This window comes from Bacillus sp. FSL K6-2839 (assembly GCF_038003365.1).
Lineage (GTDB): Bacteria > Bacillota > Bacilli > Bacillales > Bacillaceae > Bacillus.
In genome coordinates, this window is the sequence record NZ_JBBOOZ010000001.1 from 1,786,026 (window position 1) to 1,800,932 (window position 14,907).

At 40.3% G+C, this 14,907-nt stretch carries 17 protein-coding genes; 1 reads left to right on the forward strand and 16 read right to left on the reverse strand.

Annotation, left to right across the window (positions count from 1 at the left end):
- Window positions 1-93 precede the first annotated feature (93 nt).
- From cmk to MHH26_RS09055, 15 genes are all read right to left on the reverse strand, one after another.
- Window positions 94-771 (reverse strand): (d)CMP kinase, encoded by a 678-nt coding sequence (gene cmk, locus MHH26_RS08985; protein ID WP_334749559.1) that lies wholly within the window; start codon window positions 769-771, stop codon window positions 94-96.
- Window positions 772-842: 71 nt separating this feature from the next.
- Window positions 843-1,025: a YpfB family protein gene (locus tag MHH26_RS08990; RefSeq protein WP_034661090.1), complete on the reverse strand. Its 183-nt coding sequence runs from the start codon at window positions 1,023-1,025 to the stop codon at window positions 843-845.
- Window positions 1,026-1,088: 63 nt separating this feature from the next.
- Window positions 1,089-1,736 (reverse strand): flagellar brake protein, encoded by a 648-nt coding sequence (locus MHH26_RS08995; RefSeq protein WP_340973216.1) that lies wholly within the window; start codon window positions 1,734-1,736, stop codon window positions 1,089-1,091.
- A 102-nt stretch (window positions 1,737-1,838) separates the two neighbouring features.
- Window positions 1,839-3,188 (reverse strand): germination protein YpeB, encoded by a 1,350-nt coding sequence (gene ypeB / locus MHH26_RS09000; protein WP_106039213.1) that lies wholly within the window; start codon window positions 3,186-3,188, stop codon window positions 1,839-1,841.
- Window positions 3,189-3,204: 16 nt separating this feature from the next.
- Window positions 3,205-4,125, reverse strand: coding sequence for a spore cortex-lytic enzyme (sleB, locus tag MHH26_RS09005; RefSeq protein ID WP_034661097.1), 921 nt, complete (start codon window positions 4,123-4,125; stop codon window positions 3,205-3,207).
- A 133-nt stretch (window positions 4,126-4,258) separates the two neighbouring features.
- Window positions 4,259-4,915, reverse strand: coding sequence for a glutamic-type intramembrane protease PrsW (prsW, locus tag MHH26_RS09010; RefSeq protein WP_034661098.1), 657 nt, complete (start codon window positions 4,913-4,915; stop codon window positions 4,259-4,261).
- A 155-nt stretch (window positions 4,916-5,070) separates the two neighbouring features.
- The gene (locus tag MHH26_RS09015) at window positions 5,071-6,042 is read right to left on the reverse strand and encodes a YpdA family putative bacillithiol disulfide reductase (RefSeq protein WP_334749567.1); all 972 of its coding nucleotides are present in this window, start codon (window positions 6,040-6,042) and stop codon (window positions 5,071-5,073) included.
- 123 nt (window positions 6,043-6,165) lie between these two features.
- The gene (locus MHH26_RS09020; protein ID WP_007500982.1) at window positions 6,166-7,440 is read right to left on the reverse strand and encodes a Glu/Leu/Phe/Val family dehydrogenase; all 1,275 of its coding nucleotides are present in this window, start codon (window positions 7,438-7,440) and stop codon (window positions 6,166-6,168) included.
- A 195-nt stretch (window positions 7,441-7,635) separates the two neighbouring features.
- Window positions 7,636-8,217 carry a genetic competence negative regulator gene (locus MHH26_RS09025; RefSeq protein ID WP_034661102.1) on the reverse strand — a complete coding sequence of 194 codons (582 nt, stop codon included), beginning with the start codon at window positions 8,215-8,217 and terminating at the stop codon, window positions 7,636-7,638.
- Between the two features lie 165 nt (window positions 8,218-8,382).
- On the reverse strand, window positions 8,383-9,171 hold the full coding sequence (locus tag MHH26_RS09030) for a metallophosphoesterase (RefSeq protein ID WP_106039278.1): 789 nt from the start codon (window positions 9,169-9,171) through the stop codon (window positions 8,383-8,385).
- Between the two features lie 87 nt (window positions 9,172-9,258).
- Window positions 9,259-9,711, reverse strand: coding sequence for a DUF2663 family protein (locus MHH26_RS09035; protein WP_060596753.1), 453 nt, complete (start codon window positions 9,709-9,711; stop codon window positions 9,259-9,261).
- Window positions 9,712-9,775: 64 nt separating this feature from the next.
- Entirely contained in the window at window positions 9,776-10,537 is a 762-nt protein-coding gene (locus MHH26_RS09040) for a LysM peptidoglycan-binding domain-containing protein (protein WP_307499846.1), read from the reverse strand.
- Window positions 10,482-11,123 carry a CPBP family intramembrane glutamic endopeptidase gene (locus tag MHH26_RS09045; protein ID WP_340973221.1) on the reverse strand — a complete coding sequence of 214 codons (642 nt, stop codon included), beginning with the start codon at window positions 11,121-11,123 and terminating at the stop codon, window positions 10,482-10,484. The genes MHH26_RS09040 and MHH26_RS09045 overlap by 56 nt, the downstream gene beginning before the upstream one ends.
- Window positions 11,120-12,628 carry a RecQ family ATP-dependent DNA helicase gene (locus MHH26_RS09050; protein ID WP_340973222.1) on the reverse strand — a complete coding sequence of 503 codons (1,509 nt, stop codon included), beginning with the start codon at window positions 12,626-12,628 and terminating at the stop codon, window positions 11,120-11,122. The genes MHH26_RS09045 and MHH26_RS09050 overlap by 4 nt, the downstream gene beginning before the upstream one ends.
- Window positions 12,621-13,673 carry a helix-turn-helix domain-containing protein gene (locus MHH26_RS09055; RefSeq protein WP_340973223.1) on the reverse strand — a complete coding sequence of 351 codons (1,053 nt, stop codon included), beginning with the start codon at window positions 13,671-13,673 and terminating at the stop codon, window positions 12,621-12,623. Before MHH26_RS09055 ends, MHH26_RS09050 begins: the two co-directional genes overlap by 8 nt.
- A gap of 266 nt (window positions 13,674-13,939) precedes the next feature.
- Here MHH26_RS09055 and MHH26_RS09060 point away from each other — a divergent pair, with 266 nt between their 5' ends.
- Window positions 13,940-14,188 carry a ferredoxin gene (locus MHH26_RS09060; protein WP_003215700.1) on the forward strand — a complete coding sequence of 83 codons (249 nt, stop codon included), beginning with the start codon at window positions 13,940-13,942 and terminating at the stop codon, window positions 14,186-14,188.
- 34 nt (window positions 14,189-14,222) lie between these two features.
- Here MHH26_RS09060 and MHH26_RS09065 read toward each other — a convergent pair whose 3' ends face one another.
- Entirely contained in the window at window positions 14,223-14,804 is a 582-nt protein-coding gene (locus tag MHH26_RS09065; protein ID WP_034661112.1) for an ECF transporter S component, read from the reverse strand.
- Window positions 14,805-14,907: the final 103 nt, after the last annotated feature.

Genomic DNA, 14,907 nt, shown 5'->3' on the forward strand with positions numbered 1-14,907 from the left:
GATCAATAAAAATAGTATTAGTATAAACTTCTAATAAAAGACCTTGTTTGTCAAGAGATAAACCTCTAACTTATTAAAGTTTTCTAAAATTTCTTACTGTTTCTCCACGCGGTCTGCTGCATCTAAAATTTTACCTGCTACCTCTTGAATGGAAAGAGAAGTTGTGTCAATTTCAATGGCGTCATCCGCTTTCTTAAGTGGCGAAACTTCGCGCTCAGAATCAAGTTTGTCACGTCTTGCAATCTCTTCGATCAGCTGATCGTAATTGACATCGTAGCCTTTTTTCTGATTCTCTTCAAAACGGCGTTTTGCTCTTTCTTCTACTGATGCAAGCAAGAAAATTTTCACTTCGGCATCTGGAAGAACGTGCGTACCTATGTCTCTTCCGTCCATAACGACACCGCCTTTTTGACCAAGCTCTTGCTGCCTGCGGACCATTTCTTCCCGAACAGCTCTGTGCTTTGCGACAACCGATACTTGGTTGCTCACGCGGTCTGTGCGAATATCCTCTGTAACATCGGTATTGTCTAGATGAACTTTTTGACCCTCGTCCGTTGAGACCAGATCAATCACAGTTTTTTTTAGTAATGCATCAAGTGCTGTTTCGTCCTCAAGGTCTATACCATGATTAAGTGCCGCAAGTGTAATCGCGCGGTACATGGCACCTGTATCGATATAAATATATGATTTTTTTGCTGCGACAATTTTTGCCACAGTGCTTTTTCCTGCTGCAGCAGGACCGTCAATTGCGATAGATAATTTCTTTTTCATAATACCTCTCCTTGATTGAATCTCCCTTATGAATTGTAACACGATCACCGCTCAAACGGGGGAATTTTCTATCAATCCTTCTGCTTAAACGTTTCGATCCAATCTTCAATGCTCATGTTATTTACACCCTCGTATTGCACGACTTTTGACAAAAAGAGTTCTCCTTTTGTCAAATGAAGTGTGATCTGAACGGCTAATAATAAGACAAGCTGAATGAGCACCGCTTTCAATAACCATCTTTCCATTGTCTTCATACAAAAAGCCTCCACGCTAGATTCTTTCACCTCTAGTATGGAAGCTTTTAACATCCTTTATTCTTATGCTTTTTTTACCCGTGTTAAAAGCTGCTGCTGGAAGCAGTACTTCATAATGTGCTGCTGGTGGTCATTTGTAATCTCAGAAAACTCCATGATCGCTCTTGTTTTGCCAGTCTGCTCATCTTGATATACTCGATTCATCTCTGCAACCGCTTTAATTTTCACAGGCTCTTTCAGCGGAAGTTCAAACTCTGTGACCACTTCTCCGTATTCTTTCAATGAGACACCTTCAGGAACAGCAATTGCTAAGCCGCCAGCACTCATATTGACAATAAACGTGTCAAAGGCTTCTTCATCCATTTGCGTGATCGTCGCTTTGACCATTGTATCGACTCTCAGGTATTCTCTGCGCTGAAGCCGAATCATTTCTTCTTTTGGCGGAATGGAAATGACAATCATCGGAATATCTTCTTTCCTCTTTCCGATGACTTCGCTTGTACATTTGTATGGAATTTGATTTTCATCGAAAAAGAAAACGGTGATTTCTGTTTGCTGGTTTAAATAGATCGTGCGGCCCGTTTCTTTATCAGCTGGATAATTAATGCAAATATCATCGTTATTATTTTCCAAAACTTTCGATTTTGCAGTTTTCACTTCTTTGTTCTCATTGACGTATTCAATTGTGATTGCATCCCCTATTTGTAACATTCCTCATCACTCTTTTCATCTGTGAAATCATATCCTCTCCTATATTAAACCATGTATAAAACAAAAGGAAAAGGCTTAGTCGCCTTTTCCTCACTTCCTTTTCTATAGGTCTTTATATATAGGTTCTGCGTTTTTTAGTTTATCTACTCGTTCTTCTTTTCCAGTATCCGCATTAATGAACATTCGGTACGTATCGTTCTTAATAGTTCCGAGGAACTCATAGCACAAAACTTCCTCTGACATATCATTTTGAACAATCGCTACATGAGAATCTTCGATTTTTACATGCTGATTCAATGTTTTCTTCGCTTCTTTTTGTGAGATTTTAGGTGCTTTTATGTCTCTTGTTTTATGATTCGTTAAATAGTCTTTCGCTGAAAATCCAACCACCTCACCATCATCTAATGCGACCTTCATGCGTATACTATCTGGATAAAGCAGTACATTTTTTTGAAGAGGTACATAGGTAAATACACCGATATTATCAAATTGCGCGCTTTCATCTAAATGGAACGACTCTGCATCAAATCCTTGCTTCTTTAAGAAGCTGAGTGCTTTTTCTGATGCATCATTTAAACTGATTTTCTGTTTTTTTACGTCTCGATTTTGAAGAAGGTAGACTGGGTGCCCTCCTTTTTCAGTCAAGTCTAAATAGAAATTCGCTTTACTATCAGGATCTGACATCGATAAGCTGTACACATCTCGATTGGTTTTGCTTCCGCTTTTTCTGACCTTAAAATGTTGATTATGATCAGGTGCGAATTGCTGGGCAATGCGTATCGCTTCTTTCTTTGAGATCTTTTTCCCTTTTAAATGATTGTAGCCATGTGTTTCTGATTCTGTCGACACATTTGTCGGACCGAGATTGACATCCGCAAATGCATCTGCATTTCTCTCGACTGTTTTCAACCCGTCAATGATGGTGTTATCATTCTTTCGGTCGCCATCAGCAAGCGCCATTTCAACATCCATCCATTTTAAATTTTTATTAAGGACAAGGTGCTGTACTTGTCTCAGTTCGTTTTGGATATCAGCCGCTTGATGATATAAAGACGTAATGGTTTTGTGCGTATTTTTGTTTAATGGTTCATCTGATAAGGATTTGACTGATGATTTGTAGCTAAAGTCTCCGACATTCGCCAAAAATTCTTCCGTTTTGTTAAAAGGCATTAATGTGAGCGGAAGCTGACTCACATTGTTATGTGCTTCTGATGACATTCTCCATACATCTGCAAGTGCTGGTGAAATCGACGTTTGGCTGTTCATCGCAAGCGTTGCCCCAAGTTTGTCGTGCAACTGATCCACTTGGTACGTTAAATCGTGAAAAGCCCTTTGATAGTTGTTCTCTGCGTGCAGCAGCACTGCGTCTTTTTCTTGATGCTCTTTATAGCCCCAATAACCTGTTGAGATGACAGCAATTCCTAAAATGGCAATCAATATTCCTCTGATCATTTATTTACACCTCTTTTTATTCGCAGAAAATATGTTTCCCGATTCGTTTAATTTGTGGTCTTCCCCAAATCCATGGACTGGTTGCTGTATCAGGATTAAAGTAATAGACGGCGCTCTCAGATGGGTCCCAGCCGTTAATGGCATCAAACACAGCCTTTTTTGCAGTGTCATTTGGCGACATATAAAATTGACCATCCGCCACAGCTGTAAACGCAAGCGGTTCAAAAATAACACCTGCGATCGTATTTGGAAAAGTCGGGTTGTTCAATCGGTTTAAGATAACCGCAGCGATCGCCACCTGTCCTTCATACGGCTCGCCTCTTGCTTCGCTATAAACAGCTTGTGATAAGAGCTGAATATCATTACTAGAAAAACCACCTGGCATGTTGGCTGCCGTTTGTTTCGGTGTTTGGTTTGCTTGCTGATTGCCTGACTGATTCCCAGTCTTTCCAGATGTCCCGCTTCCTCCGCTTTGACTTTTTTGATTCTCTTTTGCACCTTGAGCTGTCTTTTTTTGTGAGCTTCTTTTCGCAGAAGCTTTTGTTTGCTGATCAAGAGGTTTCCCGCCATAATGGGTAAACTCATTCCCCTTTTGCAGCTGCTGCTGAACAAAGTCTTTATAGTATTTTGTCTTTTGAACTAATAGGCTTTTTGTTTGTTTACCTACAAGTCCATCGACCTTCTTTACACCATATTGGCTTTGAAAGTTGCGAACGGCCCAGTACGTCCCCCAGCCATATACACCATCAATTTTGCCATTGTAAAAGCCATTATATTGGAGCCGTGCTTGCAGCTCGACTACATCTTCTCCTGTTGCACCTCGCTGGATGACTTGACTGGTGAAGGCTTCACTTTTTTCAGCTGACATCAGTGAAGTTGCGAGTAGAACAATTGAGAAGATAAGGACGATTTGTTTCATGAAACGAGCTTTGTCCATATTTGATCCTCCTGTACTTTTGATGTTTGAATATATATTTCTTCCGATCCCTATTTTTATACATTCATCACAGGAGTGAATTGGATGAAAAGACAAAAAAAACGCCCTATCAACTGATAGGACGTTTTCCACATTAAATTTGCACCATTTTCACTGAACGGGCCTTTTTTGCTTTCCGCAGGCCAAACCACCATAAAAAAATCATGAATGGCAGCATAATATATCCCCAATTTCTCATGCCAAGAAGAATAAAATCATATAAGCCGTGAAAAAGTACTGGGAGCGTTAAAGATAGGATCAACCATTTCACTTGCTCTTTTTTTGCAGAGAAACGGGCTTTCCCGATATAAAACCCCATCACAACACCGAATAAAGCGTGACTTGAGACGGGTAATAAAGCACGGGTGAACGCATATTCAACCCCATGCCCGACCAAGTAAAGAATATTTTCTAATGTTGCAAAACCAAGTGAGACACTTGTTCCATACACAATACCATCATAGTGTTCGTCAAACTGGGCATGCGCATAGACGCTGACCATTAAAATAAACCATTTTAATGATTCCTCTAAAAAGCCCGACGTCACAAATGAAATCAAGATAGGGTTCGTTGCGATATTTTCCTCTTGAAGGACATATTGAATAAACATGGTTGGAAACACAAGTATGACACCTAGCATAAAAGATCTGATGACCATGTGAACCGGCTCATTGTCGTACTGATCTTTCAAATAAAAATAACTTAAAAGTGCGATGCCGGGAGCTAAACCTGCTGAGATGATTGCGATCATAACCAGACCTCTTTCCCTACATTATCCTTCATTATCGTACCATGATTTACCCTTTTTTTATATGACTCGAGCCCATTTTTATGAAAATATTCTTCTATATAATCCCATTTTATATCAAAAAGAACCGAATCCCTTGTAAGGATCCAGTTCTTTTTTTATCCGTTCATTCTTTTGTTGATTTCTTCTGCAATAAGCCCCCCATGAAACCTTCCATTTTCAATGAAAATTTCATTGGCATTATTTCCAGCTGCAATGACTCCTGCAATGAAAATACCTTCTACGTTTGTCTCCATCGTCTGTTCATCAAATGCTGGACGGCCTGATTCTTGATCAATTGTCACACCCATTTTTTCTAAGAAAGAATGATCTGGATGATAGCCTGTCATGGCAAAAACATAATCACTTTTCACTCGCTCCGTTTGATCTTGCTGGTTTGTAAAAATCACCTCTTCTTCTGTGATTTCCTTCACCTGCGCTCCAAACTCCATTCGGATGGTTCCATTCCGCACAAGCGCTTCAAACTCTGGTAAAATCCAAGGTTTGATGCTAGACGAATATTCAGTTCCTCGATACAGCACAGTGACTCTGCTTCCGCATTTCACAAGTTCTAGCGCTGCATCGACACTTGAGTTTTTCCCGCCGATCACCGTCACATCTTTATCAAAGTAAGGGTGTCCTTCTTTAAAATAATGATACACATGAGGAAGGTCTTCTCCTTTTACGTTCATATAGTTTGGATGATCATAGTACCCAGTAGCAATCACGACATAATCACATGAATAGTCGTCTTTTGATGTGCTCACGGTAAAACAGCCATCTTTTTTCGTCACAGCGGTTACTTTTTCAAAGGCATGCACACGCAGGCTTTTTCGTTTGACTACTTCTCGGTAATAAGAAAGCGCCTGGATACGAACGGGCTTGCGATTTTCAGTAATAAAAGCGACATCACCAATCTCAAGCTTTTCACTTGTACTGAAAAAGGTTTGATGTGTTGGGTAATGATAAATACTGTTAACGACATTCCCCTTTTCAATGACAAGTGCATCAATACCGATTTGCTGGAATGCGATGGCCGCTGATAGCCCGCACGGGCCGCCTCCTATTATGATCGCTTTTTCTTGTTTCATTTGTTCCACTCCTGTCGTTTCAATACAATAACAATTGCTAGCTGTTTGATGATTTGTTTTATTCCATAAAAAAATCTCCTATTTAAGGATAGGAGATTTTTGGGCGCGATGCAAATAAGCCGCTTAAATCCAGCCTCTGAATCGAGAAGCTTCAGCCATTTTACGTACGCCGACCATATATGCAGCAAGACGCATATCGATGCGGCGGTTTTGCGCCATTTCATAAATATTATTAAATGATTTCACCATCATATCTTCTAAACGAGTTTCGACTTCCTCTTCAGTCCAGTAGAACCCTTGGTTATTCTGCACCCATTCAAAGTAAGAAACCGTTACACCACCCGCACTCGCAAGTACGTCTGGGACAAGCAGTACTCCACGATCTGAAAGAATTTTTGTTCCTTCAAGTGTCGTTGGACCATTTGCTGCTTCTACGACAATTTTGGCTTTAATGTTTGCCGCGTTATCTTCAGTGATTTGGTTCTCAATGGCTGCAGGTACTAAGATATCACAATCAAGCTCAAGCAGCTCTTGGTTTGTAATGGTATCGTTAAATAATTTAGTCACGGTTCCAAAGCTGTCACGCCGGTCTAGCAAGTAGTCAATATCAAGACCATCTTCATCGTATAATCCGCCATAAGCATCTGAAATCCCTACGATTTTTGCTCCGGCATCATACATGAATTTAGCCAAGTAGCTTCCTGCATTTCCGAATCCCTGTACGACAACACGAGCCCCGTTGATGTCAATTCCTTTTTTCTTCGCCGCTTCTTTGATGCAGATCGTCACACCTTTTGCTGTTGCAGTATCACGTCCGTGTGACCCTCCAAGAACAATTGGTTTTCCTGTAATAAATCCTGGCGAGTTAAATTCATCAATTCTAGAATATTCGTCCATCATCCATGCCATAATTTGAGAGTTTGTAAACACATCTGGTGCTGGTACATCTTTTGTTGGACCAACGATTTGACTGATTGCGCGAACATAGCCGCGGCTTAGTTTTTCAAGCTCTCTAAATGACATTTCTCTTGGATCACAGATAATACCGCCTTTTCCTCCGCCATAAGGAAGATCCACAATACCACATTTTAAACTCATCCAAATTGAAAGCGCTTTTACTTCTTTTTCAGTAACGTTTGGGTGGAAACGAATGCCGCCTTTTGTCGGTCCGACAGCATCATTGTGCTGTGCGCGGTAACCAGTGAAAATTTTCACTGATCCATCATCCATCCGTACTGGAATTTTGACCGTTAATAGACGAATTGGCTCCTTCAGCAATTCATACACTTCTTGCGGATACCCTAATTTGTCTAGCGCTTTATGTATGACGGTTTGAGTTGACTTTAAAACATCTAGCTTATCTTCTGCGTTATGAGCGGCGTTTTGATCGGCTGCCATTAAAATAAACCCCCTAGAAATCTTTCATGATCTACTGCTCCCTTTCAAGCAATAGTATACACCTTCGTACTGGTAAAGCAAAGGTAAAAAACGTTTTTTATCAAAATAAAATATCAGTGTTTATAAATATAAAAAAGGATATAAAAAATACTGTTGTTTCATCACAACAGTATTAAATATAATAGAAAAAAGTGATTAAAAATACATTTGAATCGTTTTCACTGCATCATCTTGCATGATCACTTTTCCATATTCTTTTAGCCGATGAATCGTTAATGTCGTAGGAGAACCAAACTCCGCTAAAATGGAAATGACTGTATCAGCAGACAGTTCTTCAAAATCATCTAGGCTGAGAAAATATTGACCTTCATAATGGTAAACTGTACCCCCTAAAAGTCCAATACGACTTAAACTATGGGACAGTTGAATCACATCTTCAAACGAGGCAAATTGATAGAGCACATGATTACTCTCGTCGAGCTTGACTTGCATCTCAATGTAATCTTCATCAAACTCATCATCATCAGCATCTTCCTGCTGACTCTTTGTGACAATGACGACCATCCCCTGCGCCTGAAGAGAAAATACTTCAACAGCAATCGGTCCACTCGCTTCAAAACCGAGCTCCTGATTCGCCTCGTTCATCATATCTTTAAACAGCTGATGGACTTTGAACGAATCTTTCCAAAGGTCTTCTTTCGTAAGACCCCGGTCTGTCAGGTCATCTAGTGTGAGAAAAATTTTGATTTTATTATAATTCAGACGCTCCAGTCGCATAACGTTCCCTCCTGCCTCTTCTAAACACACATCATACTGTAGTATATGAGATGATGAGTCATAGGTTCTTAATTTTGTATTCAGTTTACACTGTGTCAAGACGGAAGACAAGCATGAAGCTATGCTTACGGTGACTTTTATGGAAAATATTGAGGGTGCAGCCAGTCATCGCGTTTTTACAGGCATTAAATAGATCAGATGGGTTTCTGGTTCTGCCCCGAGACGCATTGGAATCTTTGTTGTTCCATAGCCATTACTAATGAGAAAAAACGCGCCTTTGACCTGACCTGTTCTTCCTTTTTCATACGGACCAAATTTCCCGATTCGGATCTGACCTCCATGCGTATGACCGCTCAGAACAAGGTCGATTCCCTCTTCATCACTCATCAAATGATGTACATCTGGGTTGTGTGATAAGAGAATATTCACCTCATCTTTCACAAACTCAGGCCGTATCGCTTCATAATCCGCCTTTTCAAGCCGAATATCATCGATACCTCCAACTTTGATTGGCTGGCCTTCGAAATCCCACACAGCCGTTTCATTTTGCAGAGTCGTGACATCATATGCATGAAGTATCTCTTTAAACTTTTGTTGGTGCAGCTCATGATCATTATTTCCCCAAACAAAATAAACGGGCGCAATTCTTGATAAACGTTTCACATTTTCTTCAATCCTGGCGTAGGGTACACCTTTTTCTGCTAAGTCCCCGCCTACCATAATGACATCTGGTTCTTCTTGTGTGACTTCTGCTAATAATGAGTCACTAATAAGACGCCGGTGTGTATCAGAAATAAAGAAAATCACTGCTGGTCGATCTGATTGAAGTGCCTCTATTGTAAAGTAATGCTTTTTGATGTTGTTTTGTTTTGCCGTTTTCACCATTTTTGCCGTTACACACACACCTGTTGTAACAGCCGCAATGGCGGCAGTAAATCCGATGGCATATTTCATCATAAATGGCTCCCTTGCATTTGTTTCGTTCATAAGACGCTTGAATGAAAAAAGACGTTTCAACTATTAAAACGTCTTTTTACACATTTATTTACTTTCATAATAGAGATTAATGTCATATTGCTTCTGCATATAGTGAAAAACCGCTTCACGCTCTTTCCACTGGTCTGATTGCGGCCATAAGTCTGTGCTTTTTTGTATAATCTCACATCTAAGCCGATGATATTCATCCTCAGCCTTTTCCTCTTTTTTCTTATAGTAATAAGATGCGTAAAAAGCAAACACCTCAGCCATTATCCAAAATAGAAAGATCTCATGACCAAGCAGTGTTGCAATCATCGCTTCCGGCTGAAGAGAGCCTCCCTTATTTGCCGTTATTACAAAATAAAACAAAAGAATCGCCAGCGACAATAGGGCTGTCCATTGCCATCTTTTGCACTGCTTAGCAAAGCCCTCATATTTGTGCTTTCTTTTGATCAACGTTTCCATCATTTTCTGTGTCGGCTGATCCATATAGCGGCTGATTACGTGCAATGTCATCACATACACCCTGTCCCTTTTTTCTACATATGTATGTGCTTTTTCATTCGATCATGTCAGGTAATTAGTTTTCCAGTGGAATGTTGAGTACTTGACCACTGTATACACTGTTCCCATTTAAATGATTATAGGCTTTAATTTTCTCTTCACCCGATCGGTTTTTGTAATATTTCATCGAGATTCGATACAGGTTTTCCTCTGGGCCCACAGTGTGCTGTACGACACGAACCGGCTTTTCTTCCTGCTTCTTTTTCTCTTCGGCTTCTTTTCGTTTTTTCTCTTCTTGTTGTTTTTGCAGTGCGAGCTGCTGCTGTTCACGCTTTTTCGCAGCTGCGGCTTTTTCACGCTCTTCTTTCTCTTTAGCGGCTTTTTCTTTTTTCTTCTGCTCTGCTTTTTCTTTTGATCGCTGCTTTTCTTTTTCTTCATCTTTCTTTTTCTTCACTTCATCAGACGCATCCGCTTTATCATCGCTAGCGTCATTTTTTGTTTCGACAAGCGCTGACGGAACTGGGTCTGTGTCAGCACTTGAGGTTTTATCGATGTATACACCTTGATTGTTATTATCGTTGATTTCCTTTGATGTGTAATAGATCAATAGAAAGAAAACAGTGATGACGATGATAGGAAAGATAATAGCCAATGTCGTAAACAAAGGATTGCGCACTTTTTTCGTGCGCTGCTTCTTATATTCATGAAAGTCTTCTCGTGTAGGAAAGTGAGAGTCATCAGAAGGATGTACTTTTTCTTCAAGAATTTCCTCTACATCGTCGTCATGGTTGTTTGTCAGCTGCTCCTTCTTTCTCTGCATTCTCGACATTTCTTCCATGTTCATCCCTCCCCTTATATTTCAAACGAATTTGACAAGCAAAGACTAAGTCAATGACAAAATGAGTCATAACAGGAACAAATAAATTCCCCGTCCACTCGTATAAAAGTCCTAAAAAAATACTAATGGAAACCACGAGGATAAACAAGAGTATTTTTGATAAATAGCGAAAGTGAAGAAGCGCAAACACGATGCTGGCAATCTCCAGCCCAAATTGCTGTTGAACGATTCCGCGAAATAGTATTTCCTCTGAAAAGGCGATGAGAAGTGCTAACCAAACAATATGCGGGATGCTTCGGTTTTTGAACATCTTTTCATTTAAACCGCCATCATCATACATATGAGCGGGAAACACCTTCATTACAATTGCATCTACAATAATGACGAGCAAAGCACCGCCAATTCCATATGTCAGAATGCGCATATCATGAATCTGCCAAAGGGCTGTAAAATCCGTCCATTGATCGAACATAAATATGCCTAGTAAAAAAGAAACGATAAGCATGAGGAGCTGCGTGAAATACAGCTGTTCTATGACTTGTCGATCGGTTAATTTTTCAATGATTCGACGATGTTGTTCAATCAATGCTGCGCCTCTTTTGTCAGATGAAACATACGATCCAGCACGGTCTTCCAGTGTTTCATTTCATTCAGCTCCAATGATTGATCTTTTTTTTCATAATCAGACAGGTCAAGTCCGCAAGAAGAGCAGCAATGATCAGAGGACGCGTGCTCTGTTTGATTAAGCTGTTCGTGAAAGTATGATAACAGAGATTGTCTAAAGCAGTCATGACCCATGATCCGCTCTTTAAATTGCCACACTTTTCTCAGCTTTTCTGTTTGTCTGTCCTGCAATTTTTCTTTTAGATTCATGAGGATTGCCGGGCGCTGTTCGGACTCATGCATCTTGTAATAATGCGTCAGCATTCTTGCACGGGTCTCCTGAAGCCCTGTTTCCATTAATCGTTCACGTAATTTTTTTTCATCATTTGTCTGCATTTGTGTGAGCTGGGCTAAGAAGAAATCAATTTCTGGATCGTCAAAGCCTTCTGCTTGGATCAAGTGTTGCTGAATATCTGCATCCTCTTCTGTATATAAAAGAATGCTCACACTGTTTTTCTCATCCCTTCCCGCTCTTCCAATCTCTTGCATAAATGCTTCAATCGATTGCGGCGGGCTCATATGAATGACAAATCGGATATCCGCTTTATCAATTCCCATGCCAAAAGCACTCGTGCAGCAAATGAGATCAAGCTGACCGCTGATAAATTGCTGCTGAATGAGCATACGGTCTCCTGCATCCATTCCGCCATGATAAAACTCAACACGCTGATTGGTTTTTTGTTTCATCCAGAGTGCAAGCTCTTCTGTCATTTGCCGGGTCGGGCAATAAATAAGACCTGGTCCTTGCAGGAAGTCCGCAAGCTCAATGGCCCGTTTCTCTTTTGCTTCTTTCGATTCGTGCGCTTCTTTGACGAAGGCAATGTTCGGGCGGTTGACGGAATGAATATGAAATTCTGGATGCTGTAATCTTAGCGTTTGCACTGTATCTTTTAGCGTTTGTTTCGTTGCTGTTGCTGTAAGAGCTAAAGCCACAGGATGACCTAACGCTTCTCTCCATTCTCCCAGCTTTGAATATTCAGGACGGAAATCATGCCCCCATTCTGATATACAATGCGCTTCATCGACGACAAACAGACCAATATGCATCGACTTGAGCTGTTCTAGCAGCACTTCTGACATTAATGCCTCAGGTGCGACGAATAAAAATTTATATGATGGCAAATGCCGAATGATATGTCGTCTCTCCTGAAAAGACAATGTGCTGTTAAGCGCCGCCACTCGTTTTTCTCCGCGCATTTTCATTCGTTCGACTTGATCCTCCATAAGCGATAAAAGAGGCGAAATAATCAGAACTAATCCTTCTGTCATATAGCCAGGAATTTGATAGCAAAGTGACTTCCCTCCGCCAGTAGGCAGCATGGCAACCGTATCTTTTTGATGCAGTACACTTTGAATTATGTCCTCTTGACCCACTTTAAAAGTGTCGTGGCCAAAGTATCGCATGAGCGTCTGATGAAGCTTATCCATTTGCTTTCACCATCCTTGTCAGTGCCAATCGTATTTGAAAATAAGTAAATGGAAGCTCGAGTTTTTCTTTAATCAGCTTCATTTTATTTGTTTGAAGCTCCCTGGCTACAGTAAGGATCGCCCGCTGCTCTTCTATACTCACATACGGATCTATTGAAAAGCTTGGCTCATGTATCGACAGCTCCACGATATGATCTTCGATCGTTGCCTTTTTTAGTGAACGAATGTGAGCAATCTGTTCAATATCAAATCCTTTTTGGACAAGCTCAAGTGTTTTATGGGTAGAAGTTGTTAACACGCGTTTGAATTCAAGGTCACCTACGAGCTGCTGCAAAATCGGTGCCTCACCTTTTTGGGCAGATTGAATAAAATAATGGAGTACATTCCAAAAAAGCAGGTACACATACCACACATCTTCTTTCATCCACTCCGCCATTTGCTGATACGTACGCCCGATTCGTTCATTTGAGGTCAATGAATAAACAAAAATCAGTGCCTCTTGATCGCTTAAACAAACAAGGAGCTTTTCTAGTTCATGATGCAGATCTTCTGAAAGCTTGCTTTTCTGCTGATGCTGTTTCAAGAAAGATTTCGTCCAGCTTTGAACCGAGACATCTCTTTGTATTGGAACATATTGATGCGATCCAGCCATATAGTGAGAAAGCACTTGTACAAGTAAAGAGAGCCTCATCCATAGCATCTTTGCTTTATCGTGATATTTGGCACCATGAAAATAAGCGGGCATCGGTTTTTCAGAAAAATGCTGGTTTAGCATTCGCTGCCCTGCTTCAGTGATGCTGAATGTCTCATCGTTTTTTCTAATGTAGTGCTTCTCTTCAAGCTTTAAAGCAGAACGATTCAGCTGATCCCTCGTAAACCCCGGGTAACAGCCGAAGTACCTGGAAAGCTCAAACAAGCTGGCATCCTGTATGGTTTGTGATGATTTTTTTCCTTTAAAAAGATGGTAGACAGCACTAATGGAGCGTTCGCCGTTCAATTTATATACGCTGTCCATTAACATGACATCCAAATAATGAAGAGTCATTCATCAAAGCACCTGTCTTCCTGACAAAATTCGAATATTTTCTCCCTTTATTTTAACAGATTTCATACAAGAAGAAATGTTTAAACTCAATTTATGGGGGAAAGTTATGAACAAACCCTTATGTGATAAGCATTCTCAATCACTTTACAGTTGAAATGTGAATTTAAAATCATTACAATAAGGTTTGAGGAAATTGTTTTTTATCGGTGAAACTAAAAAGGTTAAACCATGTGTTCCATCGAACTATCTGGGAGGTATTTTTTAACATGGCAAAATATACAATTGTAGACAAAGACACATGTATTGCTTGCGGCGCATGCGGTGCAGCTGCTCCAGACATTTATGATTATGATGATGAAGGCATTGCATTTGTTACGCTTGACGACAACCAAGGGACTGTAGAAGTTCCAGAAGTACTTGAAGAAGATATGCTTGATGCATTTGAAGGATGTCCAACTGACTCAATCAAAGTTGCGGACGAATCTTTCGAGGGTGACCCACTTAAGCATGAATAGTATAAAAGCCCCTTATGCAGGGGCTTTTTTTATATTAACTATTTTGAAGTCGGCGTTTATTTTCAAACCATGGACGCATTTTCACAAAAATGAAGCTAAACACGATGGTAATGATCATTCCTTTAATAAAGTTAAAAGGTAAGATCCCTGCTGTAATGGTCGTCTTGAGCGCATGATCAGATAGTTCAGGTGCGTTTAAAAACCATGTGTAAGCTGGCAGAAATAAGAAGTAATTTAAAATGCTCATCATCACAGTCATCAGTAATGTACCGATGATCATTGACCATGCCATCCCTTTTGCTGATTTAATTTTTTTGAACATAAAGGCGACTGGTAAGATGAATAATGTGCCTGCAATGAAGTTCGCGACTTGCCCAACTGGAACACCAGACATACTGCCTTGAATGAGATAATGCAGAACATTTTTTAATGCCTCAACGGCAATTCCTGCACCCGGCCCATAAATTAAAATCGCAATAATCGCTGGTATATCACTGAAATCAATTTTCAAATACGCTGGAAGCCCTGGGAAAGGGAAGTCCAATAAAATTAACACGAACGAAATACTGCTGAGCATACTGGTGACGACTAAACGTTTTACTTTACTTTGATTCAATATTCTCTCTCCTTTTCGATCAAATCTTTCGAAAAGAGGATTGTTCAATTTCAGCCGCAAAAAAACCGCTCATGAAAACAGGAGCGGGGAATTTTGGCTAGAC

Excerpts from the sequence above, each read along its gene's own strand:
- cmk (WP_334749559.1), bottom strand. The coding sequence starts at position 771 with ATGAAAAAGAAATTATCTATCGCAATTGACGGTCCTGCTGCAGCAGGA.
- MHH26_RS08990 (WP_034661090.1), bottom strand. The coding sequence starts at position 1,025 with ATGAAGACAATGGAAAGATGGTTATTGAAAGCGGTGCTCATTCAGCTT.
- MHH26_RS08995 (WP_340973216.1), bottom strand. The coding sequence starts at position 1,736 with ATGTTACAAATAGGGGATGCAATCACAATTGAATACGTCAATGAGAAC.
- ypeB (WP_106039213.1), bottom strand. The coding sequence starts at position 3,188 with ATGATCAGAGGAATATTGATTGCCATTTTAGGAATTGCTGTCATCTCA.
- sleB (WP_034661097.1), bottom strand. The coding sequence starts at position 4,125 with ATGGACAAAGCTCGTTTCATGAAACAAATCGTCCTTATCTTCTCAATT.
- prsW (WP_034661098.1), bottom strand. The coding sequence starts at position 4,915 with ATGATCGCAATCATCTCAGCAGGTTTAGCTCCCGGCATCGCACTTTTA.
- MHH26_RS09015 (WP_334749567.1), bottom strand. The coding sequence starts at position 6,042 with ATGAAACAAGAAAAAGCGATCATAATAGGAGGCGGCCCGTGCGGGCTA.
- MHH26_RS09020 (WP_007500982.1), bottom strand. The coding sequence starts at position 7,440 with ATGGCAGCCGATCAAAACGCCGCTCATAACGCAGAAGATAAGCTAGAT.
- MHH26_RS09025 (WP_034661102.1), bottom strand. The coding sequence starts at position 8,217 with ATGCGACTGGAGCGTCTGAATTATAATAAAATCAAAATTTTTCTCACA.
- MHH26_RS09030 (WP_106039278.1), bottom strand. The coding sequence starts at position 9,171 with ATGAAATATGCCATCGGATTTACTGCCGCCATTGCGGCTGTTACAACA.
- MHH26_RS09035 (WP_060596753.1), bottom strand. The coding sequence starts at position 9,711 with ATGACATTGCACGTAATCAGCCGCTATATGGATCAGCCGACACAGAAA.
- MHH26_RS09040 (WP_307499846.1), bottom strand. The coding sequence starts at position 10,537 with ATGGAAGAAATGTCGAGAATGCAGAGAAAGAAGGAGCAGCTGACAAAC.
- MHH26_RS09050 (WP_340973222.1), bottom strand. The coding sequence starts at position 12,628 with ATGGATAAGCTTCATCAGACGCTCATGCGATACTTTGGCCACGACACT.
- MHH26_RS09055 (WP_340973223.1), bottom strand. The coding sequence starts at position 13,673 with ATGACTCTTCATTATTTGGATGTCATGTTAATGGACAGCGTATATAAA.
- MHH26_RS09060 (WP_003215700.1), top strand. The coding sequence starts at position 13,940 with ATGGCAAAATATACAATTGTAGACAAAGACACATGTATTGCTTGCGGC.